General features: G+C 50.2%; 25 protein-coding genes. 17 read left to right on the top strand and 8 right to left on the bottom strand.

Translation table 11 applies throughout. The features are described from left to right. The first annotated feature begins 76 nt into the window (after positions 1-76). Entirely contained in the window at positions 77-844 is a 768-nt protein-coding gene (locus SY83_RS21185) for a DUF4184 family protein (RefSeq protein ID WP_068610162.1), read from the top strand. 33 nt (positions 845-877) lie between these two features. Here the strand turns inward: SY83_RS21185 and SY83_RS21180 are convergent, their stop codons facing one another. The 3 genes from SY83_RS21180 to SY83_RS23175 form a co-directional block, all read right to left on the bottom strand. Then, positions 878-1,339, bottom strand: coding sequence for a hypothetical protein (locus SY83_RS21180; protein ID WP_068610160.1), 462 nt, complete (start codon positions 1,337-1,339; stop codon positions 878-880). A gap of 215 nt (positions 1,340-1,554) precedes the next feature. Then, positions 1,555-3,084 (bottom strand): FAD-dependent oxidoreductase, encoded by a 1,530-nt coding sequence (locus tag SY83_RS21175; RefSeq protein WP_068610158.1) that lies wholly within the window; start codon positions 3,082-3,084, stop codon positions 1,555-1,557. A gap of 73 nt (positions 3,085-3,157) precedes the next feature. Further along, positions 3,158-3,319 (bottom strand): hypothetical protein, encoded by a 162-nt coding sequence (locus SY83_RS23175; protein ID WP_157279900.1) that lies wholly within the window; start codon positions 3,317-3,319, stop codon positions 3,158-3,160. A 181-nt stretch (positions 3,320-3,500) separates the two neighbouring features. Here SY83_RS23175 and rarD point away from each other — a divergent pair, with 181 nt between their 5' ends. Further along, positions 3,501-4,424 carry an EamA family transporter RarD gene (gene rarD / locus SY83_RS21170; RefSeq protein ID WP_068610156.1) on the top strand — a complete coding sequence of 308 codons (924 nt, stop codon included), beginning with the start codon at positions 3,501-3,503 and terminating at the stop codon, positions 4,422-4,424. 46 nt (positions 4,425-4,470) lie between these two features. Here the strand turns inward: rarD and SY83_RS21165 are convergent, their stop codons facing one another. Then, positions 4,471-6,537, bottom strand: coding sequence for a beta-galactosidase (locus SY83_RS21165; protein ID WP_068610155.1), 2,067 nt, complete (start codon positions 6,535-6,537; stop codon positions 4,471-4,473). Between the two features lie 152 nt (positions 6,538-6,689). Here SY83_RS21165 and SY83_RS21160 point away from each other — a divergent pair, with 152 nt between their 5' ends. From SY83_RS21160 to SY83_RS21145, 4 genes are all read left to right on the top strand, one after another. Then, entirely contained in the window at positions 6,690-7,520 is an 831-nt protein-coding gene (locus SY83_RS21160) for a helix-turn-helix transcriptional regulator (protein ID WP_068610153.1), read from the top strand. A 70-nt stretch (positions 7,521-7,590) separates the two neighbouring features. Next, on the top strand, positions 7,591-8,997 hold the full coding sequence (gene uxaC / locus SY83_RS21155) for a glucuronate isomerase (RefSeq protein ID WP_068610151.1): 1,407 nt from the start codon (positions 7,591-7,593) through the stop codon (positions 8,995-8,997). Between the two features lie 15 nt (positions 8,998-9,012). After that, positions 9,013-9,792, top strand: a complete 780-nt coding sequence (locus SY83_RS21150) for an HAD-IIA family hydrolase (RefSeq protein ID WP_068610149.1) — start codon at positions 9,013-9,015, stop codon at positions 9,790-9,792. A gap of 26 nt (positions 9,793-9,818) precedes the next feature. After that, positions 9,819-10,436, top strand: a complete 618-nt coding sequence (locus SY83_RS21145) for a DUF2306 domain-containing protein (RefSeq protein WP_068610147.1) — start codon at positions 9,819-9,821, stop codon at positions 10,434-10,436. 20 nt (positions 10,437-10,456) lie between these two features. Here SY83_RS21145 and SY83_RS21140 read toward each other — a convergent pair whose 3' ends face one another. Both SY83_RS21140 and SY83_RS21135 read right to left on the bottom strand, forming a co-directional pair. Then, complete coding sequence (locus SY83_RS21140; RefSeq protein WP_197479917.1) at positions 10,457-11,266, bottom strand: AraC family transcriptional regulator; 810 nt, start codon at positions 11,264-11,266, stop codon at positions 10,457-10,459. A gap of 123 nt (positions 11,267-11,389) precedes the next feature. Continuing rightward, positions 11,390-12,349: a sugar kinase gene (locus tag SY83_RS21135; protein ID WP_068610143.1), complete on the bottom strand. Its 960-nt coding sequence runs from the start codon at positions 12,347-12,349 to the stop codon at positions 11,390-11,392. A 141-nt stretch (positions 12,350-12,490) separates the two neighbouring features. Here SY83_RS21135 and SY83_RS21130 point away from each other — a divergent pair, with 141 nt between their 5' ends. The 4 genes from SY83_RS21130 (at position 12,491) to SY83_RS21115 (ending at position 14,714) form a co-directional block, all read left to right on the top strand. Next, positions 12,491-12,745 carry a hypothetical protein gene (locus SY83_RS21130; protein WP_068610141.1) on the top strand — a complete coding sequence of 85 codons (255 nt, stop codon included), beginning with the start codon at positions 12,491-12,493 and terminating at the stop codon, positions 12,743-12,745. 141 nt (positions 12,746-12,886) lie between these two features. Then, complete coding sequence (trxB, locus tag SY83_RS21125) at positions 12,887-13,846, top strand: thioredoxin-disulfide reductase (RefSeq protein ID WP_068610139.1); 960 nt, start codon at positions 12,887-12,889, stop codon at positions 13,844-13,846. A gap of 39 nt (positions 13,847-13,885) precedes the next feature. Next, positions 13,886-14,140 carry a glutaredoxin family protein gene (locus SY83_RS21120; RefSeq protein ID WP_068610137.1) on the top strand — a complete coding sequence of 85 codons (255 nt, stop codon included), beginning with the start codon at positions 13,886-13,888 and terminating at the stop codon, positions 14,138-14,140. A 1-nt stretch (position 14,141) separates the two neighbouring features. Next, complete coding sequence (locus SY83_RS21115; RefSeq protein ID WP_068610135.1) at positions 14,142-14,714, top strand: peroxiredoxin; 573 nt, start codon at positions 14,142-14,144, stop codon at positions 14,712-14,714. Between the two features lie 212 nt (positions 14,715-14,926). Here SY83_RS21115 and SY83_RS21110 read toward each other — a convergent pair whose 3' ends face one another. Continuing rightward, positions 14,927-16,918 (bottom strand): methyl-accepting chemotaxis protein, encoded by a 1,992-nt coding sequence (locus tag SY83_RS21110; RefSeq protein WP_068610133.1) that lies wholly within the window; start codon positions 16,916-16,918, stop codon positions 14,927-14,929. Positions 16,919-17,204: 286 nt separating this feature from the next. Here SY83_RS21110 and SY83_RS21105 point away from each other — a divergent pair, with 286 nt between their 5' ends. The 5 genes from SY83_RS21105 to phoU all read left to right on the top strand — a co-directional run bounded on the left by SY83_RS21105 (position 17,205) and on the right by phoU (position 21,624). After that, a complete protein-coding gene (locus SY83_RS21105) occupies positions 17,205-18,197 on the top strand; it encodes a PstS family phosphate ABC transporter substrate-binding protein (protein ID WP_068610131.1) in 993 nt (330 codons plus the stop codon). A gap of 119 nt (positions 18,198-18,316) precedes the next feature. Continuing rightward, positions 18,317-19,234, top strand: coding sequence for a phosphate ABC transporter permease subunit PstC (gene pstC, locus SY83_RS21100; protein WP_068610129.1), 918 nt, complete (start codon positions 18,317-18,319; stop codon positions 19,232-19,234). Continuing rightward, on the top strand, positions 19,235-20,107 hold the full coding sequence (pstA, locus tag SY83_RS21095; RefSeq protein ID WP_068610127.1) for a phosphate ABC transporter permease PstA: 873 nt from the start codon (positions 19,235-19,237) through the stop codon (positions 20,105-20,107). A gap of 38 nt (positions 20,108-20,145) precedes the next feature. Continuing rightward, on the top strand, positions 20,146-20,898 hold the full coding sequence (pstB, locus tag SY83_RS21090) for a phosphate ABC transporter ATP-binding protein PstB (protein ID WP_068610125.1): 753 nt from the start codon (positions 20,146-20,148) through the stop codon (positions 20,896-20,898). 120 nt (positions 20,899-21,018) lie between these two features. Continuing rightward, positions 21,019-21,624 carry a phosphate signaling complex protein PhoU gene (gene phoU / locus SY83_RS21085; protein WP_068611278.1) on the top strand — a complete coding sequence of 202 codons (606 nt, stop codon included), beginning with the start codon at positions 21,019-21,021 and terminating at the stop codon, positions 21,622-21,624. Between the two features lie 104 nt (positions 21,625-21,728). Here the strand turns inward: phoU and SY83_RS21080 are convergent, their stop codons facing one another. Next, a complete protein-coding gene (locus tag SY83_RS21080; protein ID WP_068610123.1) occupies positions 21,729-22,706 on the bottom strand; it encodes an HAD family hydrolase in 978 nt (325 codons plus the stop codon). A gap of 118 nt (positions 22,707-22,824) precedes the next feature. Between SY83_RS21080 and polA the strand changes: the two genes are divergently transcribed. Continuing rightward, positions 22,825-25,476 carry a DNA polymerase I gene (polA, locus tag SY83_RS21075; protein ID WP_068610121.1) on the top strand — a complete coding sequence of 884 codons (2,652 nt, stop codon included), beginning with the start codon at positions 22,825-22,827 and terminating at the stop codon, positions 25,474-25,476. Positions 25,477-25,532: 56 nt separating this feature from the next. Next, the gene (gene mutM, locus SY83_RS21070) at positions 25,533-26,387 is read left to right on the top strand and encodes a DNA-formamidopyrimidine glycosylase (protein WP_068610119.1); all 855 of its coding nucleotides are present in this window, start codon (positions 25,533-25,535) and stop codon (positions 26,385-26,387) included. Positions 26,388-26,419 lie beyond the last annotated feature (32 nt).

Here is a 26,419-nt window from a genome sequence, read left to right as displayed (position 1 = left end):
GTAGTCAGATGGGTTGGAGATTGCGGCTCCTCAATATGTTATCATGGATACAATTCGTTGCTAGAAAGGAAAGATTATGCCCTTTACGTTTGCACACCCTCTATACATTGCGCCGCTCAAATGGCTGCAGCCGAGTTACATAAGCTTAACAGGTCTTATTCTGGGCAGTATGTCGCCCGATTATGAATATTTCATAGCTCTGGAGCCGTTCCAGTCCATTGGTCACTCTGCCACAGGGCTTCTGTTCCAAGGTATTCCGTTAAGCATCCTGTTTGCATGCTTGTTTCATTACATCATCAAGATTCCGTTAGCTGAACATTTACCTTCCTTATACAATACAGATCTCAAAACACGCCAATGGATCAAGATGAATGAACATCGGAAATTCGGCAATCTGAAAGCTGCTTTTGTATTTCTCATCTGCGTTGTGATAGGTTTCTACTCCCATATAGGACTAGATGCGTTTACCCATAAATCCGGATCTTTTGTTACTAAATACAGCTTTCTACAGCAGACCATAGCCGGCTTCCCCGTGTACAAGTTACTACAGCATACCCTGTCATTGATCGGTTTAACGCTGGAAGCTTGGTTTCTCATCAATCTCCTTAAACGCACCAAGCTTACAACGGCTTCCGACAGACAGAGGCCTCACACGAAGCTCCGATACTGGCTGCTGGTCATGTTAATCACGATAATCACTGTAGCCTTGAAACTCACGTTCACGGCTAGCACCAATACGATTGGTATTATCGTTGTTTCCACCATTTCCGGAATCAGTATGGGCATTCTTCTGTCCAGTGTAAGATATTGGATTCTTCGGCATTATGCGGTGCGCTCTACATAACGAAAAAGCCCCTGAAGCAGGGGCTTTGAACACTTATACCGTTTGTTGTAACATCTGTAAACCTGAAGGAAGGTAAGTTAACTCTGGATAGGAATGAATCTGAGACAGATCATGGAGCCTGCGGTCAATGGTCCGAAGAATGACGGCATCCATGTCCTCCAGATTCCCTTCGAGCGCTTTATAATCGTATATACTCGCTTTCAATAAGAAGGCGGATTTCATCAGAGGAATCATTTCCGTGCGGGTCTCCGAAATATAATAGGCTTGGTGCAGAGCTTTTTGATATAATGCAACGCATTTGGCGCTGACCGTAAGTTCGCGAGTTCGTCCGGAAGCATTGCTGATTTTAAGGATCCGATTAACCGGGTCCAGGGATATACTCTTTAAGTAAATCATTTCATGAATTTCGACACCCTCCAAATATAAACGAAACAGGATGGCGTCTTGCGGGTTTAAACACGCGGCTTCAATGTGCAACAACTTGTCAGGATTCATGCGATTAATCTTCCTCCCTATGTAAAGTAATGAAGCGATAAAAAATATTATACCTGAAGTGCCGCGGGAAAAATGTCAATTCATGGGGTGAGAAACCCAATAGTTTACGACAGATTTTGCACACAACCCACCTATTCCGGCCGCATATCTTTCTATGTAAATGAAAAGCCCCAAGCGGAAGGATATTCCTTCTGCCCGGGGCTTTCTTAATTTGATTAAAGCTCCACTTTACCTAAAGCTTTCATAGCGGGGCCTTCAATTACTTCACCGTCGTAAGTGTATCTTGAACCGTGACAAGGACAATCCCAGGATCGCTCGGCCTCATTCCAGCCTACTTCACAACCCATATGCGTACAGGTCGTATCCACCAGATGAAGCGCTCCTTGCGCATCCCGATATGCGCCTGCTCTGCGGCCGCGAATTCTGACAACCGATCCTTCGTCCGGTTTCAACTCTTCGGGGTCTTTATGTGTAATCTCCAATTTACCCGCCACAAGATGTCCCGCGACGCTAACGGCTTCGGTGACAAAGGTTTTAATATCCGGATCGGCATGGAACCGTTTCGGCGTGAAGAGCTCCTCATAAGGCGTTTCTTCGCCCATAATCAGCTTCGTATTGAGCAACGCGGAAACGACGCTTGTCGTCATGCCCCACTTTTTGTAACCGGTAGCCACAAGAATATTGGGATGCCCGTCCAGCATGCGACCGATATAGGGCATTTTGTCCAGCGAGTAAAGATCCTGCGCAGACCAGCGATAAGGAATTTCATGGACGCCAAACGTATCTCTGCTGAATTTCTCTAAAGCTTCATAGTATTGAAACGTGCATATGCCCTCACCGGTTTTATGGCCTTCGCCACCGATAATAACGGCGGACTCCCCGTGAATTTGCACCGAACGAAGTGTCCGTTTTGGGGTTTCGGCGCTGATGTACATCCCGCCGGGGTAAGGCTTCGCCGTCTTGACCGCCAGGATGTAAGAGCGCTCCGCGTGAAGCTTGGCGAAGTAAAAGCCGTTCATGTCATTAAACGGAAAGTGGGAAGCCACAACCGTATGACCGCATTTCACGGTAAAGCCGTCTTTCGTGTGCACGGAGGGTTGTGGCCCTTTGTCCACATCCGTGACCGTGGTATTCTCATAAATCTGACCGCCAAGTCTCTGAATGTGCTGAACGAGATGAGTCAGAAAGGGAACCGGGTCGAATTGAGCCTGCTTTTCCATCACGACAGCCGCTTTGGTCTCGAAAGGCAGCGGGGTTTGTTGCTCATAACGGCGGGGAATGCCCAATAACTCGTAGGCTTTAAATTCCTTCTCTATCTTCTTCAGATAGGAGTCTTGCTCCGTATACACGTAGGCGTCTTCCACCTGAAACTGACAGTCAATCTGATGTTCCCGCACTATACCTTCGATCCATTGCAGAGCTTCGTTATTAGCTTCGTAGTAAAGTTTGGATTTCTCTTGTCCAAAATGGGAGATGTATTCATCGTAGATCAGATCGTGCTGAGCGGTGATTTTGGCGGTCGTATGACCGGTTGTGCCATGAAGGATACGCCCGGCTTCAATTAAAGCGACTTTAACGCCCCGATTGGCCAGTAAATAAGCGGTCGTAATACCTGTAATCCCGGCGCCGACAATCACTACATCCGCCTGAATATTCTCCTGTAGCTTAGGGAATTCCTGCAGGGGTGAAGCGTTTAACCAGTAAGACTCCGGAAATTGCGGAAATGCGTCAAAGGTTGAATTCATAGACAATGGTAAATCGCTTCCTTTTCTATAATAGGATATTCCTAATATAACCAATGGGGAGATTTAAAAGTCATCAACCTTCAATCCATATTTCAGCATAGTTTTCTTCAATATCTTTATGAAGGGATTCTAGAATATGAATCGCTTCCCGCTGTTCAGGGCTATTGCCCATCGATTGAATTAATTGTTGCAGGTACTCCAGCCGGGTCTTGGTAGCAAGTCTCATCGCGTTCATCAGCCCTCCCTTTGAAGTTGCGGTTGCTAAATCTTTCGAAAGACATCCATGATTTCAGGGTGACAGAAGTGTCCGCAGTGACAACGTGAACCGGGAAACGGATTGCCAGAATGAGGGGGCAGGCGTAGAATACATAGGTAAGGGTTGCCGACGAAACTATTTTTTTGACCAGGGGATAATAATGATGACAGAACAACAAAAAGGTATAGGTTACTCAGCATTATCGTATTTCATTTGGGGCTTGCTCCCGATCTATTGGAAATGGCTGGACAACATTTCTTCCGACCAAATTTTGGCACAACGCGTATTCTGGGCGTTCATCTTTATGTTAATCGTATTGTCGGTTACAGGGAGGCGAGAGGAGTTTAAAGCGCAGCTTCGCGTCCTTCGTAAGGAACCCAAGCGAGCCGTGCCGCTGGCGGTTGCGAGTTTATTGATTAGCGGGAACTGGTATATTTACATATGGGCCGTCAATTCCGGACATTTAATTGAAGCGAGCATGGGGTATTATATCAACCCCTTGGTCAGCGTGTTATTAGGTTTGGCCGTACTGCGGGAGAGGTTGAGCAGCTTGCAATGGTGTGCCTTCGCGCTTGCCGGGGCAGGGGTGCTGGTGATGACGTTAAATCTCGGACAATTTCCTTGGGTTGCGCTCTCTTTGGCGTTATCGTTCGGGTTATACGGTCTGGCCAAGAAGCTGACTCGCATGGATTCCATCGTGGGTCTCACCTTTGAAACACTGTTCGTCATGCCGTTCGCCCTGGGTTATCTGGTGTACCTGTTGGTGAAAGGGACACTCAGCGTCGGCGAATCGGTTGCGGTTTCGCTGCCTCTGATTATTGGCTCCGGAGCGGTGACCGCAATTCCGCTTCTGCTGTTCGCGATGGGAGCTCAACGGATTTCGCTCACATTAATCGGATTCCTGCAGTATTTGGCTCCTACGATCAGTTTAATTCTAGGGGTGTTTCTCTACAAGGAAAACTTCACGGACACCCATTTAGCGGCTTTTACATGCATTTGGCTATCATTGGCCGTGTTTACCTGGTCGAAAACCCGGCGTACATCAGTAAAGAAGAACAACGTAAACAGCGCAAGATCACATTGATCTTGCGCTGTTTTTACCAGAACTACACATTAGTAAAAACTTCTTGTTATTTCTCCTTAAGGATCATAACCCCGTAGCCCGGGAGGGTGACATCGCCTGACAACGGCGTATCGGAAAGCAGCTCGGTCCGTTCGCCCGACACCTGAATGACAGCGGCTTCCTCGCTGTAATTCAGCAGGAAGTGCAGCGTGCCGGCCTCGCCCTCGCGAACAATCAGCTCCACGCTAGGCGGAAGCTGCAACCAAGCCGCCGACGGCGATTGCAGCCCAAGCGCGTCGATGACGCGCCCGGCTGCGGCTGCCGTAAACACGGCGCCGAAGTACCATGCTTCGCCTTGCCCGAACGCGTTCCGCGTAACGGCTGGCTTGCCTGCATAATAATCCGTCGCATAAGTCGCTACGACGGTGACAGTCGCGCTGTCCGGCGCCACCTCCAGAATATCGTTGAAATCCGGCGCCAGTGTCAGAGCATCCGAATCCTCTCCCCATTGCATGGAGGTGGGCTTGCGCGTACCCATCACCTTCGTGAATTCTTCCACAGTAATCCCGCACAGATTCGCCGCCGCGCCCGGGAACGGACGCATATAGCAGTGACCGTGCTCGTTCTTGTAACCCGTACGGCAACCGAAGATCACTTTGCCGCCGCTCTTCACATAAGCTTCGAGCAAAGCGGCCGTTTCATCCCGCAAGATGGCCGGATGCGGATAGACAAGCACACTGTAGCGTTGCAGCTCCTCTAAGGATGTACCTTCACGCAGATACAAAACATCGTTCGGAATATGGCGCTTCTGCAAAGCTTTAAACCATTCTTTCCCGCTTTTCCACTGGAAAGGTCCGTGCCAAACATCATATTCGCCGTCCCATTCATTATCATAATCCCGGAGGATGGCGATATCGGCACGCACCCGGGAACCCGCGATGCTCACGCCGACCCGGGCTAGCTCAGCGCCAATGTCCGATGCTTCCCGGACTCTGCGATTCGGTAGATTGTGGTAATCGTTGATGCCATGCCAGTAAATTTCGTGACCGACTGTAGCGGTGCGCCAACGGAAATAGAGTACCAGATCCGCGCCATGCGCTATCGATTGATAGGTCCACAATCGCATCTGTCCCGGCTTTGGCATCGGCATATCAATCCGGTTTACCCAACCGCCGCCGCCGGATTGCTGCTCCATGATACAGAAGTTAGGCGAGATCGAGCGCACGGCCGAAAGGTTCAGCGAGCTGCTCCGGTCCGCAAGTGCATCTTCTTCCGCGGGATCCAAGAAGATGGTCGAGAATTGCGGATAGGAGTCATAGCTGTAGAAATCCAGCAGATCATCGGTCATCCGATGGTTATCCAGATGTTGGAACAAACCATTGGTCGTGACCCAGTGACTGGGCGCAACCTCACGAAGAATATCCCCTTGAATCTTGGCGAAGGCAATCGTGTTATCGGATATAAAACGCTTCTCATCCAGCGCCAAATGCGGGTTAGGCTGATAACCGGCGGTTGTCGGACGAGGCAGGAAAATCTGCTCCCAATCCGTGTAGGTCTGGCTCCAGAATACGGTGCCCCAAGCGGCATTCAGTCGATCCAGCGTCTGGTACTTCTCGCGAACCCAGCTTCGGAAAGCGAGATGATCGGCATCGGCATAGAATCGGCTTGTCTCGCAATTCAGTTCATTATCGATTTGCCAGCCGATAACTGCGGGATGATCATGGTATTGTTGCGCCATCCGGCGGGTTATGATGGCACAAAGCTCCTTGTATTTAGGGGAGCTATAGTTGTAATGCCGGCGCATGCCATGCTGAAGAGTAACCCCTTCGTGTGTTACATTAAGCACTTCCGGATATTTATGCGTCAACCATGCGGGCGGTGTGGCAGTCGGTGTACCGAGAATAACTTTCAGGCCATGTCGATGAGCCGCGTCTATAGCGCGGTCGAACAGTTCGAACTGAAATACACCTTCCTCAGGTTCAAACAGGGACCAGGCAAACTCGCCGACGCGAATGACGGTAAGCCCCATTTCACGCATCCTCCGATAATCATCTTCCCACAACGTTTCCTCCCAATGTTCAGGATAATAACATACGCCTAGACGAAAAGGTTTTAGTGCGTCAGGATGGTTCATGTTAGCGCCTCCAGTAAATAAATAGAATATTATTGCGATAAGTTCTTCTACTGTTCATTTTAAAATCTGTGTTATAAAGTGTATATAGTATATATTTGCGGAAAATAACACTTTCTTGCTATGCGAATGAAACAGAAGGGTGGGAAACCAGAGTGAAGACGAACTATTTTTTGACCTCGCCGGTGTCTGAAAGTCTTGTATGCTACCCTGTCTCCATGGGGCGGTATAACCATTTTCCGGAACACGCGGAGCGGAGGGAGGCGGGGGCGCTTGCTTATTACAATATTCATCTTGTTTTTGAGGGAAAAGGGTACATGATGTTAGACAACGAATCCGTTCCGCTTAAGGCCGGGGACGGCTTTCTCTACCCTAAAGACGCCTTTCAACACTACGGCACAGATCCTCAGGATCCTTGGGATGTAAGGTGGATTCATCTGGAGGCGGCGCTCCCGTTCGGATTGTTGCGCAGAGGGGAAGGAATGTCAGGCTGGCGGTTCAGCTTTGAAGACCGGGAACGATTGATTTCCATTACAGAGGAGATGTACGCTTTGGCCAAGGCGTTTCATACCCGATCGGAGCCAAGGATGTCCGCTTTGCTCTATGAGCTGTTGGCGGAGCTGACACTGAACTACCGAAATCCCGAAGATCCGTTCCTTCCCGGACAAGCCGATTCCATTCGCGCCGTGGCGGACACCGTGCGGGAGCGTTGCCATGAGCCTTGGACGCTAAAGCAAATGGCGGAGTTGTCTGGCTACAGCGAGTTTCATTTTCTGAGGCTGTTCAGCGATATCGTTGGTCGTACCCCGCTTCAGCATCTTACCGGATGCAGACTGGCCGCGGCCAAGGGGCTGCTGGTCTCCACCCGAATGAGGGTAGGGGAGGTTGCTCTCGCGGCAGGCTTCTCGCAAGCCAGCTACTTCATTAAAGTGTTTCGCAAAGCGGAAGGGGTATCGCCCAAAGAGTACAGGAACTCCTTCGGATAAGTTAACGGTTTCACAAGTCGGACGATCATGTTATATTGGCAAAATAGGGATAAAAAAAGGAGAGATCAATTTGAGAACGTTTATGGACGCGGATTTTATGCTGATGAACAAGACGGCGGTAAGTTTATATCACGAAGTGGCTGCCCATATGCCGATCATAGACTATCATTGCCACTTGGATCCTAAGGAAATTTACGAGAATAAACGATATACGAACCTGGCGGAAGTATGGCTGTACGGGGATCATTACAAATGGAGAGCGATGCGCGCCAATGGAGAAGCGGAAGAGCTGGTCACGGGCGGCGAGGGTGTACAAGATTATGACAGGTTTCTCGCTTGGACACGCACGCTCCCGATGATGATTGGAAATCCGCTTTATCACTGGTCTCATCTGGAATTACGCCGGATGTTCGGAATTGATGAACTCATTCATGAGGGAAATGCCAAGCACATCTGGGACACAGCGAACGCTTTGTTACAGGGAGAAGGCTTTGCCGCGCGGGATTTCATCCGCAGATCGAATGTAGAAGTGATTTGCACAACCGATGATCCCTCCGATTCCTTGGAGTACCATATGAAGTTGCGCGAGGAAGTTCAGGACTTTCAAGTGCTGCCGACCTATCGTCCGGATAAATATCTGGACATTCGCAAAGCCACGTTTCCTAAGTATCTGAAGAAACTGGAGGAAGTGACGGGAGCTCCGATTGACACATATGACGCATTGCTCAGCGCGCTGGCATCCCGCATCGAGTTTTTCCATCAGCAGGGGTGCAGAATCTCGGATCATGGATTGGACTTTCTCCCTTATGAGGAAGCTGCGGTTCAAGAAGTCGCCGATATTTTTGCCAGAGCCTTGCAAGGGGAAGAACTAACATTAGAGGATGAGATCAAGTACAAGACGCAAACGCTCGTGTTTCTGGGCGGAAAGTACGCTGCCCACGGCTGGAGCATGCAGTTCCATATGAACGCGCACCGAAACAACAATTCGCGTATGTTCAGTCAGCTCGGGCCGGATGCGGGATTTGATACCATTAACGACGCTCCGGTTGCCGCACCGCTTGTGGGCTTGTTGGACGCGATGGAGCGGGATCACGCCCTGCCCCGAACGATTGTCTACTCGCTTAATGCCAGAGATAACGAGGTGTTGGCTTCCATCATCGGCAGTTTTCAAGGCGACGGGATTCCGGGCAAAATGCAGCTGGGCTCCGCATGGTGGTTCAACGATACGAAAGACGGCATGCTGAACCAACTGAACACGTTGGCGAGCTTGGGCATGCTGGGACGATTCGTAGGCATGCTGACGGATTCCAGAAGCTTCTTGTCCTATACGCGGCATGAATATTTCCGCAGAATTCTCTGTAATCTCATCGGTGAATGGGTGGAGCGCGGAGAAGTGCCTGATGAACGGGAAATGCTTGACAAGCTTATCGAAGGTATTTGTTATGAGAATGCCCGAACATACTTCAGATTTGAATAAAGCGGGGGTGAGGGGTTGAGGGCGGATATTCAAGGTTATATTATCGATCTGGACGGCACGGTTTACCGGGGCAAACACTTGATCAAGGGAGCGGACGCGGCGATTGCCCATATGAAATCTCAGGGGAAGAAAGTTGTGTTCTTAAGCAACCGAGGCAATATTTCCCGAGAAATGTGTCATGCCAAGCTCTTGGCCATGGGCTTGGATATCGCGGCCGAGGACATTCTGTTAACCTCTACGGTGACCGGAATGTACTTATCGCAAGAGCATTCGGGACGCCCCGTTTGGGTGTTGGGCGAACAAGGGTTGAAGGACGAGCTGCGGACCCACGGCATCCCCATTGCGGGTAAGCCGGAGGATGCCGCATGGCTCGTCATCACCCTGCACGAGACGCTGACTTACGCGGAGCTTAACGACGCGTTCCGCGCGGTACGCCACGGCGCCGGGATCATCGCCACGAACGGCGACCGCATGTTTCCCGGCGACGACGGGGACTCGATTGATGTAGCCGGCATGATCGGCGCCATCACGTACGCGACCGGCGTGGAGCCGGAGGTTGTCATCGGCAAGCCTTCGCGCCGGATGGCGGAAGCCGCGCTCGCGGTGCTGGGCTTGCCGGCGGGGCAATGTATGGTGATCGGCGACAGCCTCACCTCGGACATTGCGCTGGGCAAGCAGTCGGGCATGGCGACCGCGCTGGTATTGACCGGCTCCGCAACGAGAGAGGACGCCGCCGCGAGTGAGTGGCAACCGGATGTAGTGGTGGCGTCGTTGCTGGATATCATTCATTTATAATCGTTGAGAGGAATCGATCATTACATATGAGTAAAAGGTATTTCACCGCGGTCGCTGCGGTACTGCTTGTCATCATCTACGCGTTGCTGAAAAATTTCGGTTTGGATCCCCAAGCGGAAAGCTTCCTGAAACACAAGACGAACCTGGAGCGCGAGCTCCAGGTTCCCCTGTGGTTAACCATTATGCGCATTCATGTCGGCGCGGCAATTATCGCCTTAATAGCAGGTACGCTGAATTTCTGGACACGATTGCAGCAGCATCGGAAGTTCCATCGCACCAATGGATACGTTTATGTGGCGATGGTCGTGATTGTAGATGTAACCTCCGGATATATGGCCCCGTTTGCCACAGGCGGCAAGGTGACCAGTATCGTATTTAATATGGTTAACCTGTTGTGGCTTGCCTTTACGATCGCCGCGATCGTGTTCATCCGCCGCAAGCAGATCGTCAAGCATCGGAATTGGATGTTGCGCAGTTATATGTTTTGTTTCACAAACACTTGGATTCACCTACTCCATTTCATAGGCTTTCAATGGCTTCATCTCGATTATGTGACGGCGTATACCATCGGCGTTTATGGCAGTGTACTGCTGAATTTGGGCATTGCCGAAGCCATCATTCGAACACATTGGAAGTTTCGGTAATGGGCTCAGCACAGTTCAGTTCAGTTCAGGTTCAGGAAGGATGATCGATAGGCTCGGGGTGTCATTCCTGTATGTTTTTTGAATAATGCATTGAAGAATTTAATGTCCTGGTAACCGCATTTCCATGCAATCTCCCGCACTGACAAATTTGAACCGGTTAGCAGCCTGAGACTATGTTCGATCCTTGCATTTTGCACATATTGGATGTAGGTCTTGCCTGTGTGACGTTTAAATAACCTTGAGAATTGCCGCTCACCTATGCCTAAGGCCGTACAAGCTTCTTCCAGTCCAGGCGCAGAGGAGCCGTTGAGGCGAATGTTCCGCATTAGATCCTCCAGCCCGTTATGGAGCGTCTGTGGTACAGGTGAGTGGTTGTGTTGCTTTCGAAACATCAGAATAAACAGTTGAATGATACCCCGATACAATGCTGCCAGAAAGCCGATATCTCTTCTGGTAAACTCCCCATACATCTCTTGCATCACCCGATGGGCTTCTTCATGATGATCGCGCATCCGAAGAATATTTTGCGACAAAGCATGAGTTTGGAACCAGCTCGTTACCTTATCATCGATGCCAGGAGCGGACAATAAGTCTTCCAGAACGGAAGCTTGAAATATACAGTTGTAGACAACCAGAGGACGATCATCGCGGACGGACGCGGGGCGGAACACATGGGAGATCCCGATCGGGATAAAGAACAGATCCCCGCGCCGGACTTCCATCGATTGATCTCCGATATAATGGGTACCGGCGCCTTCACTGACATAGCTGATTTCGACAAAGTCATGGGCATGTTCCAGCATATCGAATGATTCGCGTACCCTGTTCATATAGACGGGCAATCCCGATTCGAAAAAAGAGTTCCCTTGGAGGGTTCCGACGGACCTTCGAACAGGCATGATATTCATCCTTTACTATAAAAGATGGCTTGGGCTGAGTAACCGTTTATCCGCTTATCTCTCAATATGTGAGCTTAAACCGCGAATTCGTTCCACTTCACGCCAAGTAGGCAACGCTTCCCAGTCTCCGGGCGCTTGCACAACCAGCGAACCTGTCAACCCGCCTAAGCGAACTGCTTCTTCCGTTGAATATCCTTTAGAGATACCGGCTAGAAATCCTGCGCAGAATCCATCCCCCGCTCCCACCGTGTCCACAACCTGTTCTGCTCGTTCAAAAGGGATCCGAACCGGCGCTTTACCCGGTTCCAGAATGAGATTGTCAACGCCCGCACTCTTGATGACGGAGATTCCGGGCAACTTCGCCGCTTGATCCAATATAAATGCTTCATCTTCCGACTCCCACAACAGCTTCAGCTCATCGTATCCCGGCAGGAAGTAATCAGCTGCGGCCGCTAGTTCCAGAAGAATCGGACGGGCTTGTTCCAGGCTCCATAATTTCAATCTGAGGTTTGGATCGAAGCTGACGACAACCCCGTTCGCTTTCGCTATGCGTACCGCTTCCCGAACCGCTTCAATACAGCCCTCGCCCAGCGCCGGCGTAATGCCTGTGATGTGCAGAATCGATGCCGAGGCGATATAATCGGCATCGATATCAGACGCTTTCAACAGGGAAGCAGCCGATCCGGCACGGTAATAGTACACAGATAGCTTTCCTCTTAGGGATTCACGCAGCATGAGCCCTGTCGGAGCTTCATTCGTAAAGCGGACACGGCTGACATCCACGCCTTCTCCGCGCAAAGCTTGATGTATGCCGGTCCCGACCGGGTCGTCACCCAACAAGCTGAACCAACCCGGACGGCACCCGAGCCGCGCGAGTCCGATGGCCACATTGCTTTCCGCTCCGCCGAACGATTGAGCCAATGGGCCGCCTTGGCCCAACCCGCGAGTCCCCTCTGGGTAGAAAAGGCCCATTGATTCTCCGAAAGTAATGATATCCAACGATTTCTTGTGCATTGTAAAGTTAGCCTCCTGTGTCATTTATGTACTCTCTCTTCTATAGAATATATTCTACCTTGAATGGAGAACCCTGCCAATATGTTTAACCTTAAGCGAATGAAGGTATAAATGGGTACAACCTGAAGGGGAGTGAGATCCATGACAAAATCAACGGAGCACCACACGGACAAGAAAGCGGAACAGAAACAAGTGGAACAGGCGGGGTCCCGGGACAATCCCGAGCAGAACCCGTCCGACAACCCGAGCCTGCACGATCTGTGGGAAGAGGAAAAGCATGTGGATCCAATTCCTTTGGAAGACTTGAAGCTGGAACAGCAAGAGGAGAAGGACCACACGGGCACGAAACACCGGTCCTCCAGCGAACGCAAATATCATACAGGCTTTGAAGATTAATTAAAGAAGCTACATTGAAGCGATCTTCATCAAGTCTTCATCTTTCCTTCATCATACCTTCATGCAGCGTGTCTGCGCGGATGGTATGATTTTTTTACGGAAATATTTATACTCAGTCTAAATACAAAGGAGCAAATGCACATGCACAAAACCATCATTATCGGTACGGGACCCGCAGGTCTGACCGCTGCCATCTATTTAGCGAGAGCTAACTTAAATCCGTTAATCATTGAAGGGCCTCAGCCTGGCGGACAGTTGACCACCACCACGGAGGTTGAGAATTTCCCAGGGTTCCCGGAGGGTGTAACCGGTCCGGAGCTGATGGATCAAATGCGTAAACAAGCCGAGCGGTTTGGCGCGGAGTTTAGGACAGGCTGGGTGAACGCGATCGACATGTCCTCAAGGCCATTCAAGCTGTCGGTTGAAGGTATGGGAGATTTGACTGCGGAGTCCATCATCATTTCTACGGGCGCCTCGGCCAAATATTTGGGTATTGAGGGCGAGCAGGAGAATATCGGACGCGGTGTTAGCACTTGCGCGACATGTGACGGATTTTTCTTCCGCGGCAAAAAAATCATCGTCATCGGCGGCGGGGACTCCGCTATGGAAGAAGCGAACTTCCTGTCGCGCTTCGGCTCGGAAGTTCGTGTGGTTAACCGCCGGACGGAGCTGCGCGCTTCCAAAGTGATGCAGGACCGCGCCCGGGCAAACGGTAAAATCGTTTGGAGTTTGGATAATACCCCGCTGGGCGTGGTCGCGGGAGAGAAAGGCGTTACGGGCTTACGGGTGCGTAATAACGCGACCGGGGAAGAGGAGTTACTCGAGGTGGACGGCATCTTCGTTGCGATTGGACACACACCGAATACGAAGTTCTTGGGGGGTCAGATCACAACAGATGACCATGGCTATATTACCGTTGTACCGGGTACGACAACCACCAACGTTCCGGGCGTGTTTGCCTGCGGCGATGTGCAGGACAACAAGTACAGACAGGCGATTACCGCAGCGGGAAGCGGATGTATGGCCGCGCTCGACTGTGAGCGGTTCCTGGATGAGGCGGAAGCGGTAAGTGCTTCGGGTGTCGCACAGAGTCAAGTGTAAAGATAAATTCACAAAATGAAGACGGAGGAGAGCCCATCCATGTCAGAAAAGGCAGAAGTAATCGTGTATTCAAGCACGCATTGTCATTATTGCGGCCAAGTGAAGAACTTTTTGAAAGAGAACCAGGTGGATTTTGAAGAACGCAATATTGATCTTGACGAAACATACGCCGAGGAGCTATGGAATACAGGGATGCGCTCCGTACCGGTTACGGTTATTGGGGAGACGAACATTCTGGGCTTTAATCAAACGGCGCTTTCAAAAGCATTACTAACTTTAAAGGAGAACTCCTAAGATGACTTTACTGAATACAGCAACAACGGCTCCTTTCATTACAGCCAAAATCGGTTTGCCGGCACCCGCGTTCAGCATGCTTTCAACCCAGTTTAACCAGGAAATGGAACGTAATTTAACACTCGACGACTATCGTGGAAAATGGTTGATTCTGTTCTTCTGGCCATTCGATTTCACATTTGTGTGTCCTACGGAAATTATAGCTTTCAGCGATAGTTACAAGGAATTCCAGGCTTTGGATTGCGAGATCGTCGGAGCCTCGGTGGACAGCATTCACACACACCGCGCGTGGATGAATGCTCCGCGTGACCAAGGCGGCATCGGAGAAATTCACTATCCGATGGCTTCGGATATCAACAAGACGACAGCGAAGGCATACGGTATTCTGGATGACGAGTCCGGTGGCGCTCATCGCGGCTTGTTCATTATTGACCCTGAAGGCGTACTGCGATATCAAGTGGTTACGGATATGAATGTGGGCCGAAGTGTGGACGAGACCCTCCGCATTCTGCAAGCATTGCAGGCTGGAGGCTTGTGTCCGGCTAACTGGAGACCGGGTCAGAAGACCCTTTAATTCGCGTAATCGGTCCAACCGCGAATCGTAAGCCCGAATAAAGCTAATGCATTAGCCGTCATCGTAAAAAGCCCCAAGATCTCGTGATCTCGGGGCTTTTTTAGCGGGTGAAGGTGATCCATTAGACTTCAGAAGATTACTAAGCGTTTAGAATAATTATGTTCTCTCGAGTGTAATGAAAATTCTCTAACTCTATTCCGGCGTGGCGGCAGTTAAACCGTTACGAGCACTTTGTCCTTCTCTTTCGGATCAACCGCTTCAACTTCCTGGGTTGTCGGAGGCTGAGCGTTCCTTACCATGACGCGCTCTCTCAACGAATTCGATAGTAGTCCAGAAGAGGCGCCAATGTGTCCGATTCGATCAGGCTCCTCTCCAGCTTCAGCCTTGCCTTGAGCCCCTCCCTCGTGTGCAACGGAGGGGACTTGCGCAGAACCCGAATCCCGGGGTTCTTCCCCTTGATCCGGTGTTACACTCGCTTCATCGCCCACCGTACGGAACTTGCTCATCTCCTCAAACAACCGGCGTGAAAGTTGGTTGATTTCTTCCGCCTGATCCGCGATGCTCCGGATCGCTTCGTCCTGTTGAATCGAGGTGGAGTTCACCTCTTCCACGCCCGCCGCGGTTTCTTCGGCAATGGAAGCGACGTAGCGGACGGAAGCGGTAAGCTTCTCATTCTTTGTCTTCGTCTCCAGCACCTTGAGTTGTATTCGTTCCATCTGCGTAGTCAGCTTGTCCATTGAACTGTCAATAGAGCGGAAGGACAGCAGCGTTTCATTCACTTTGCCGCCTTGTGCCTGAAAACTCGTCATCGCTTGCTGCATCTGCATTTGCAATTCGCTTAAACGTTCCACTAATCCGCGAATGATCTGCGAGATCAATGCTGATGAATTCTTGGTCTGACCTGAAAGCTGTCTGACTTCATCGGCGATTACCGCAAAGCCTTTACCATGCACACCCGCACGAGCAGCTTCAATGGCCGCGTTCAGGGAAAGGATGTTCGTTTGATTGGAAATATCCGTGATGGTGTTGACGATTTTCTCAATTTGTCCGGAAGAAGACATCACGGCCTCCATGGACTCGAACACGGCGGTCAATACTTGGTCCGATTCCTCGGCAGCCTTTTTCAATGAAGTTACGGATGCGGAACCTGTCTGGGTATTCCGGTTAGCTTCCAGACTCATTTCCTTCATGCTCTCAGTGTACAAACTGATTTCCTGAACCCCGCTTTCCAACTCGGCAATGAGATTGGTACTCTCCTCCGTATGGATCGCCTGTTGATCGGCACCGCTGGAAATGTCATCAATGGCGCGGATAATTTCCTTATTGGCAACGGCTGTTGTTTTGGAGAAACTATGGAACGTATCCGAATACCGGGAGAGGGAGGAGGCGATCTGTTTGGTTGCCCCCGTCATTTCATTTACCTGATCAATCATATGGTCAAAATCACGGCTTAACATTCCCAGCTCATCCTGCCTGCCTGAATGCACCTTGTATCGGAAATCCCCGCCCGCCACTCGTTTAACGGCTTGTTGCAATTGTCCGATGGGACGAACGAAGGAGAGAATTAGCAATGTGGCCACGAGGGCGCACAACACGAGCACAACGGCCGAAGCTACAGCGGAAGCCTGAACGGTGGAGTTTAGCATATGATCTGACTTGTTAATGGCGGACATGGCGGATTCCGAGAAGGATTGATAGAAGCTGTCAACGAGCTGGAACAGGTATTCCCGATGCGCCTTGGTTCGATCCGTGGCCGCATTCATTTCATCAATAACAGTAAGCGGATCCGCATTCTCATCCTTCAACAGCGCTACCGCCGCATCGAAATTCGTGATGAATTCCTGAGATACCGTTTTCAGCTTGGGAACGAGTTTACGCTGCTCCGCATTGTCCGCGTAGGCCGCCAATTGTGTCACACTTTTTTGGAAAGACGCGGTATTGTCCCGATATTCCTGCTCGAGGTCCAGATTTTGCGTAGAAGTCAAATTAGTGGAGATGTTAAACAGTACTTGAATGTTCTGTTTGAGCTCCAGGGCTTCCACCTTTTTGTCCATCGCCGCGTTCTGATTGGCAATCTGCGTCTTAATCCCCGTCACCTGGGTCAGGTTATACAGTGCGACCCCTGTAAAAATAACTACAATAAGTATAAAACTCAAAATCAACTTCGCCTTAAATGTGGCATACAACCTACCTACAGCTTGCATCTGAATTCCCCCATAAATGTTTCTAGTTATAACCGCCTACAACTTTAGCCCTAAACATGATTACGCCAAGTATAAAATGTGGATATTAAATCAAATACTAAGTTTTGTTAAACTTAGGTAAATTTTTGTCGAATTATGGAATGTTATGAACCGAACATAACAAACTATGAAAAGAGCGCGTCACGATTTTACAATCCCTTTACAAAACTTTTAAATAGCGAAAACAAACGAGGGTTACTATTACAACTGTGTTACAAAACAAAAACAAAAACTAGGAGTGATCATCTTGTTTAAAGGCGTTTTACGTAAGGGATCCATCGTCTTGGCGTCAACTGTGCTGGCGTTCACACTTGCAGCATGCGGAAACAACGGGGGGAACAACACGGGTAACGGAGCAGCAGAAGGTGGAAATAATACGGGAACGGAAGCAGTAAAGGATCTTAGCGGTGAAATTAGAATCGACGGATCGTCCACAGTATTCCCAATTACTCAAGCGGTTGCCGAAGAATTCATGAATATAAACAACGGCGTAAACGTTACGGTTTCCGAGGGCGGAACATCGACAGGCTTCAAGAAGATCATCAACGGTGAAATTGATATCGCGGATGCATCCCGTAAAGTGAAAGACGAAGAAGTGGCTGACTTGAAGGCTAAGAACGAAGAAGTCGTTGAAATGCCTGTAGCTTTGGACGGTATTACAGTTGTTATTAATAAAGAAAACACTTGGGCGACCGAGATGACGGTAGAAGAATTAAAGATGATCTGGCAGAAGGATTCTAAAGTGAAACTTTGGAGCGATGTTCGTCCGGACTGGCCGAAAGAAGAAATTAAATTGTTCGGACCGGGAACATCTTCCGGTACATTTGAATACTTCACCGAAGAAATCAACGGCACGAAGAACGAATCCACAACAAACTATACGCCTTCTGAAGACGATAATGTTCTTGTAACAGGTGTTGCCGGCGAGAAGAACTCCTTAGGTTACTTCGGATTCGCTTACTATGAAGAAAACGCGGACAAGCTTACAGCTGTTGCCATTAAAGAAACGGCTGATGCGGCCGCAGTTGCTCCAAGTGTTGAAACAATCGGTGACGGTTCTTATAAACCATTGTCCCGTCCGATCTTTATCTACCCATTGAAAAGCGCCTTGGCTAAACCGCATATCGCTGAGTTTGTGAAATACCTGAACGGCGAAGAAGGCCAAGCTTTGGTTGAAGAAGTGGGTTACATTAAATTAAGCGCTGAAGACTACAAGAAGAACCTAGATATGGTGAAGTAATAATGACATGAATACCGTATAGCAGTTGACAAACCGTGGCATCCGGCCAAGAAACTAACCGGTGTCACGGTTATCGACTTGTTGTCGGGTGAACTCTAAGTATTCAGGGGGGCCGCAACATGAACCAAACGAACTCCAAAGTAAATCTCAAAAAGAAGAAATCGCTTTTCTCTTTGGACTTCTTGATGCCTAAGCTACTGGCTTTCTTCGCGGGAATATCCGTTCTGACCACGGTCGGAATCGTTGCCATTTTATTGACGGAATCTGCCGGGTTCTTTCGTGAAGTACCTGTTTGGGATTTCCTGACGGGCACGAGGTGGGAACCGTTATTCGCGAATCCAAGCTTCGGTGTACTGCCTTTAATCTCAGGTACGTTGATGATTACTCTTATAGCAAGTATTGTGGCCTTACCCATAGGTCTTGGCAGCGCGATCTATCTAAGTGAATATGCGCCAAACCGGGTACGCGCGGTCATTAAGCCCGTACTTGAAATTCTTGCGGGTGTGCCTACGATTGTGTACGGATTTTTTGCGCTCACCTTCGTTACACCGATTTTGCAGGCGATCTTGCCGCAAACCGAAATTTTTAACGCGTTAAGCGCCGGCATTGTTGTCGGTATTATGATTATTCCTATGATTTCCTCTCTAAGCGAAGATGCTATGGCTTCCGTGCCGGCATCCCTTCGTAATGGTGCTTACGCGCTGGGCTCAACCAAGCTGGAAACTTCAATCAAGATAGTTGTGCCGGCAGCGCTATCCGGTATTATCGCCTCCTTCGTGCTTGGATTGTCCAGAGCCGTGGGCGAGACGATGATCGTGACACTTGCAGCGGGATTGAAGCCGAGCATGTCTTTAAATCCGTTGGACAGTGTAGAAACGCTGACAGCCTACATCGTGTCCGTGGCCTCAGGCGACGTCCGCCAAGGTTCCGTAGAGTATTCAACCATTTATGCCGTAGGTTTAACACTGTTTGTGATTACCTTAGTGATGAATATTATTGCAGGCTATATATCGAGAAAATTCCGGGAGGTGTATTGATTGGCACTTACTAAACAAGAAGAAGCCGTCCGTGTGGGTAAACGCCGGACGACCAACCGAATTTATCATGTGCTGTTCTTTCTCTCCACGGTTATCGGTATGATCGCACTTGCACTTCTCATATTTGATGTGGCACGCAAAGGATTGGGTTACTTGGATTGGCAGTTTCTGACGAGCAAATCGTCCAGGATTCCGGGGAAAGCGGGTATTATTACAGCCTTGGCCGGGACGCTGTGGTTGATGATGATTGTTACACCGTTAACCTTTATCATCGGCGTGTCGACGGCCATCTATCTGGAGGAGTATGCCAAGAACACCTGGTTCAGCCGTTTGATTCAAACGAATATCTCGAATCTGGCGGGCGTTCCTTCCATCGTTTATGGTCTGTTGGGACTTACCATCTTCGTTCGGTTCCTTCACTTGGATCGAAGTATTTTGGCGGGCGCCTTGACGATGACCTTGCTTGTTCTGCCCATTATTATCGTAGCTTCACAGGAAGCGATTAAAGCTGTTCCAATGAATTTGCGTCATGCTTCATTCGCCTTGGGCGGCAACCGTTGGACTACCGTGGTGCGAGTTGTGTTACCGTCGGCCATGCCGGGCATTCTGACCGGAGCTATTCTTTCCTTATCCAGAGCCATCGGAGAAACCGCGCCTCTGATTCTGATCGGAGCCGCATCTTACATCGCGTTTATGCCTAACTCCATTTTTGATCCGTTTACTGTAATGCCCATCCAGATCTTTAACTGGTCCAACCAGCCGAAGGAAGAATTTAAAAGCATCGCGGCTGCCGGTATTATCCTGCTCTTGTTGTTGCTTCTGAGCATGAATGCGCTGGCGATTTATCTGCGCAATAAATATCAGAGAAAATAGTTGCAATTCATCTATCAGTAATCTAGGGGGATTTGGTTATGTCTATCGTCGATATTAAGGATTTGGATTTGTATTATACGGAATTTCATGCATTGAAGAAAGTGAATATGTCCATTCCCGAGAAGTCCATTACAGCTTTTATCGGACCGTCGGGCTGCGGTAAATCTACGTTGTTGCGTACACTGAACCGGATGAACGATATGATTAAAGGTGTCAAAATTAACGGAAAAATTCTGATTAACGGAACCAACATCTATGATCCTGACGTGAACGTAGAGCTTCTTCGCAAAAATATCGGGATGGTGTTCCAACAACCTAACCCATTTCCTAAATCAATCTATGATAATGTAGCTTACGGTCCCCGCATTCATGGCATCTCTTCGAAAGCGGAGCTGGATAAGATCGTAGAGTCCAGTTTGCGCAGCGCCGCACTGTGGGATGAAGTGAAAGATTATTTGAAGAAATCAGCTTACGGTTTATCCGGGGGGCAGCAGCAACGTCTGTGTATTGCAAGAGCCTTGGCTGTGAATCCCGAAATTCTGTTGATGGATGAGCCTACTTCCGCTTTAGATCCGATTTCCACCCTCAAAATAGAGGAATTGATCCAAGAGCTGAAGAAAGATTATACCATCGTCATTGTCACGCATAACATGCAACAAGCCGGCCGCGTTTCCGGGCAGACCGCATTCTTCCTGAACGGTGAAGTTATTGAGTTTGCGGAAACCGTTAAACTCTTCTCTAACCCGGAAGATCAGAGAACGGAAGACTATATTACAGGTCGTTTTGGTTAAAACAATCAAGTTCAAGCAGCAAATGAAACAACGAAGCGTAGACTATTGAAGGAGGGATGCACATTGGCAACGAAACGGGAACAATTTGATTTGCGCCTGAACGAGCTGCGGCAAGAGTTGATGCAGATGGGCGATAAGGTGGAGAAGGCGATTCTGGACTCCGTCCGCTCACTGAAGGATTCGGATCTGGAACTGGCTCAGCAGATTATTACGCAGGATCAGGAGATCAACCGGATTGAGGAAAAGATCGAGAACCTGGGAACAACGTTAATCGCCACACAGCAACCTGTAGCCAAAGATCTTCGCCGCATTACGATCGCGTTCCGGATGGCCAGCGACTTGGAGCGGATGGCAGATCTGGCTGTGGATGTAGCTAAGGTTACGCTCAGAATCGGCAATCAAAGCTTGATTAAACCGCTTGTAGATATTCCGCGTATGGCGGAAATCGTCCAGATCATGACCAATGAAAGCATCCTGTCTTATGTGGAAGAGAACGTCGATCTCGCTTACAAAATGGCCAAAATGGACGATGAAGTCGACCATTTACATAGCCAAATTCTAAGGGAACTGTTCCTCCTGATGAGTCAGAACCCGCAAGAAATCAATCAGATCACGCTACTCTGCTTTGTCAGCCGTTACTTGGAACGTATGGCCGATCATGCCACCAACATCGGCGAGAACGTTGTGTATCTGGTGAAAGGGAAGCGGCCTGACCTGAACATATAGCCGTAAAAGTCTCCGCATGGGCGGAGACTTTTATTTGTATTTGGAAGGCAGGGAGGGTTATCCCGTTGACTCCTTGGTGAGCGATCTCGCAACAATTGGCCGTCTTAGCCAAATAACGCCGAAAGATCCGCAGCATTGTTCACTGTGATATAACCGCCGCGTGCCTTTCCCCGGGTTCGGATAGATTCCGAGGTGAAAGGAAGCGGGACGGGTTTGTGACCGCGACCGGCAGGCTTTGCATGGGTTGACTGGGTTCGTTCAGGCAATCCTTTCTGCGCGGCCGAGCTTGCCCCGAACGGTTCCGCTGGTCCGCCGGGCGGAACCAACACCCGCATCGCCGGTTTCGCCGGTACCTCGGCCCGGCGAAAATTCGCCCACACGGCGTCGATGCCCGCCGCTGTGGCCCCCGCAACGTCCCGGCGCCACGATGCGCCGATGACGACCGCCTCGCGCGGCTTCGCGCGCAAATCCCGCAGCACCGCTTCATAGAAGCGGCGTGCCGGCTTGCGCGCGCCTGTCGCATCGGCGCAGTACCGCCGTGCCGGCGGAAACCACGGCTCCAGGCCCAGGAGCCGGATCCGCTGCGCGGTGCGCTCGCGCGAGTCGCTGCTGACGACCGCGAGCTTGTAGCCCGCGGCGGCGAGGCGTTGCACCGCCGCGGGCATCCCGGCCTGCGGCAGCGCGCGTTCCTGCTGCAGCTGCCGGTACCGGCCGACCATGTGACGCACGGCGGCGTCCATGTTCGGCAGCGGGATGCGCTCCGCCATCAGCGCTTCCCGCAAGCAGAGCGCGATCCGTTGCTCCGCGTCGCTCCCTGGCGGTAATCTGTTCTCGCGCGATTTACGGGCATGGACGTTCCGAGTTGTCCCAAGCTCAGACGCTGCCCATGCCGCTTTATATCGAAGCCACAATCGCTCAGACCGGTCAGGGTCGCTAGCCCAGCGTCCGGTCCACTCCGCAACAGCTTCCAGTAAGCAAGCGCGCAAGGTAGCTTCCGTGTCGAGCAAAGTCCCGTTCAACTGAAACAGGACGACTTTTTTCACCTCGGGGGTAAAGAGGGTTTGAGCTTGAGGGCCGGTCATTGCATACGCCTCCGATCTAGTATTTACCGACATAGCTTACCTTCACTAAGATTTCGTAACTTGTCACTACTATGATATGATGAAGATATCAGGAATATGGAATAATGTGAGGTGCACGATGGATAAATTAGTCATTATCGACGGGAACAGTATCGCTTACAGAGCTTTCTTTGCGTTGCCGTTGCTTAGCAATTCCAAAGGTTTGCACACCAATGCGGTTTTCGGTTTTACGACAATGTTGTTAAGACTTATAGATGAACAGAAACCGACGCATTTTTTGGTCGCTTTTGACGCGGGGAAGATTACGTTCCGTCATGAAGGCTACCAGGAATACAAGGGCGGCCGCGAGAAGACGCCGACTGAATTATCGGAGCAGTTTCCGGTAATTAAAGAGTTGTTAAAGTCGTTCGGCATTTCTCAATTCCAGCTGGAAGGGTATGAAGCGGACGATATTATAGGAACACTAACGCGTGTGGCGGACGAGCAGAAGAAAGAAGTCATAGTCGTCACGGGCGATAAAGATATGCTTCAACTCGCTTCGGAACATGTTACGATAGCGCTGACCCGCAAAGGGATTAGCGAAGTGGAGTTGTATGATCCGGCTTATATTAAAGAGAAGTACAACCTGTTGCCTGAACAAATTATTGATCTTAAAGGGCTGATGGGCGATACCTCGGATAATATCCCGGGCATTCCGGGTGTGGGCGAGAAGACCGCTTTAAAGCTCCTGCATGAATACGGAACCGTGGAGCAGGTGCTGGACCGCGCGGAAGAAATGAAGGGCAAGCTGAAAGAGAAAATCGTGAATCACGCGGAAGACGCGCGGATGAGCAAGCGTCTTGCCACGATTCATCGGGAAGTGCCGATGGAAACCGAATGGTCCTCTTTACAATATGAAGGTTACCAGCCTCAATCACTCGCCGAAATGTTTACGAAACTGGAGTTTAAATCGTTAATCGAGCGGTTGAATTTACCGCAGATCGAGCAAATGAACGAAGTGGAACAAGAGAAACTGAACGTAACCGCCTTGAATGAGTCTAATTTGACGGAACTTGTAGAGCAGCTGCAGGCTGTGCAGGCGATTCATGTGGAAGCGGTGGGGGAGAATCCCCATGCGGCTGCCGTGGTCGGCGCGGCTTTCTATACAGGTGAGGGACAAGCCTACTATGCACCCGTAGACCTCCTCCTAAGCGACAATGCGGCACCGATTCGGGAGTGGTTTGCGGACAGCTCCAAACCCAAAGTAATCTTCGATGCGCACAAAGCTGAAGTGGCGTTGGCATGGCAGGGCATCGTCTTGGCCGGGGTTACGTTCGATACGCAACTCGCCGCTTATTTGCTCGATCCGACGGAAACCAACTACGAAATGAGCGAGCAGGCTCGTAAATATGGACTTCCGGCTTTACCCTCGGATGAGACCGTCTTCGGTAAAGGAGCCAAATTCAAACTGCCTGAGCTCGGCATTCTTGCGGAATATCTCGGCCGTAAAGCAGCCACGGCCTATAAACTTGCTGACGCCCAGAAAGGCCAGTTGGAAGAGGGCGGAATGAACCGCTTATTCTATGAGCTGGAGCTTCCGCTCTCCGCGCTGTTGGCGGATATGGAGCTGAAGGGCATTCGGGTGGATGTCGAAGGTCTTAAGCAATACGGACTTGAGCTGGGCAGTCAGATTGACAACCTTCAGAACAAGATTTACGAGCTTGCGCAGGGCCCTTTCAATATTAATTCACCGAGACAGCTGGGCGAGATTCTATTTGATAAACTGGGTCTGCCTGTCGTGAAGAAGACCAAAACCGGTTATTCCACCGATGCCGAAGTGCTAGAGAAACTGGAGCCATATCACGAAATCGTCCGTCAGATTTTACATTACCGCACATTGGCCAAGCTCGCTTCCACCTATGTGGAAGGGTTGTTGAAAGAGGTTCGTCAGGATACCGGCAAAATACACACCTACTACCGCCAAACGATCGCCGCTACAGGCCGGCTAAGCTCTCAATTTCCGAATCTGCAGAACATTCCGATTCGCTTGGAGGAAGGCCGCAAAATCCGCAAAGTATTCACGCCTTCTGAGGAAGGGTGGCTCATTCTGGCCGCGGATTATTCTCAGATCGAGCTGAGGGTGCTGGCTCATATATCGCAGGATGAGAATCTGAAGGAAGCCTTCATTAAGGAGCTGGATATCCACACGAAAACGGCTATGGACGTATTCGGCGTGGAAGAATCCGCCGTGGATGCCAACATGCGCCGTCAGGCGAAGGCGGTTAACTTCGGAATTGTTTACGGCATAAGCGATTACGGCCTATCCCAGAATTTGCATATTACCCGCAAGGAAGCGGGACAGTTTATTGAGCAATATTTTGCCGTCTTCCAAGGTGTTCGTAAATATATGGATGACGTCGTCAAGCAGGCGCGGGAAGACGGATATGTGACCACGTTGCTGGAACGAAGGCGGTATTTACCGGAAATTAAGGCATCGAACTTCAATCTGCGTTCCTTCGCCGAGCGGACCGCCATGAATACGCCGATTCAGGGAACGGCGGCCGACATCATTAAGCTGGCGATGGTTCGCGTAGCCGCCAGAATGAAGGCTGAGAACCTGAGAAGCCGAATGCTGCTTCAGGTGCATGATGAGTTGGTATTCGAGGTGCCGCCGGAAGAGTTGGAGCTTATGAAGAAGCTTGTACCTGAAGAAATGGAGCAAGCATTGGAGCTGAGCGTTCCGCTCAAAGCGGACGTAAGCTACGGGGATAATTGGCAGGAGGCGAAGTAAGCCTTCGCCTTTTTTTCTTTCCATATCTGTTATAATGTTAGGCGAGGTGATCGTTCATGCCGGAATTACCGGAAGTAGAAACCGTTCGAAGAACACTGAATCAACTGATTACCGGCAAGGAAATTGCACGGGTAACCGTTCATTTGCCGCGCATCCTGCAGCGACCGCGTGAGGCGGAGCTGTTCGATGCCGTACTGACGGGCCAAACGGTCCGCACGGTCGAACGCAGAGGGAAATTTCTGCGCATTCTGCTGGATCAAAGCGTCTTGGTCTCCCATCTTCGCATGGAAGGCCGCTACGGGCTGTATCGGGCGGACGAGCCGATTGAGAAGCATACACATGTCATATTCCATTTTACCGACGGTACGGAATTGAGATATAAAGATGTCAGACAGTTTGGAACCATGCATTTGTTTGATCCCGGTGAGGAATTCACGCTTCCCCCGCTGATGAAGCTGGGCTTGGAGCCCTTGGATGAAGCGTTTACGTTTGAATCGTTCGAGGCTAAACTAGGAAAGCGTTCGACGAAAATCAAACCTTTCCTGTTAAATCAGGAATACGTTGTAGGCATCGGTAACATTTATGTGGATGAGGCGCTGCACATGGCCGGTATTCACCCGGAACGGGAAATCCAGTCCCTGAAGAAAGAGGAGAAGCGACGGTTACATGAAGCGATTGTCGTAACCTTGAGCGAAGCTGTGGAAGCGGGCGGTTCATCCATTAAATCATATGTGAACGGTCAAGGTGAAATGGGGATGTTCCAGCATCAGTTGAAAGTGTACGGAAGGAAAGCCGAAGCTTGCCACAGATGCGGCCATGTCATCGAGAAAAGTGTAGTCGGAGGCCGCGGAACGCATTATTGCGCGAAATGTCAGCCTTTGAAAGCGAAGCGTTTGCATAAGGACACTTAAATAAAGTACATGCACCCATATCTGGGCGCTGC

The sequence above is a fragment of the Paenibacillus swuensis genome (assembly GCF_001644605.1).
GTDB lineage: Bacteria > Bacillota > Bacilli > Paenibacillales > DY6 > Paenibacillus_N > Paenibacillus_N swuensis.
This window is presented reverse-complemented; position numbering and strand designations above follow the sequence as displayed.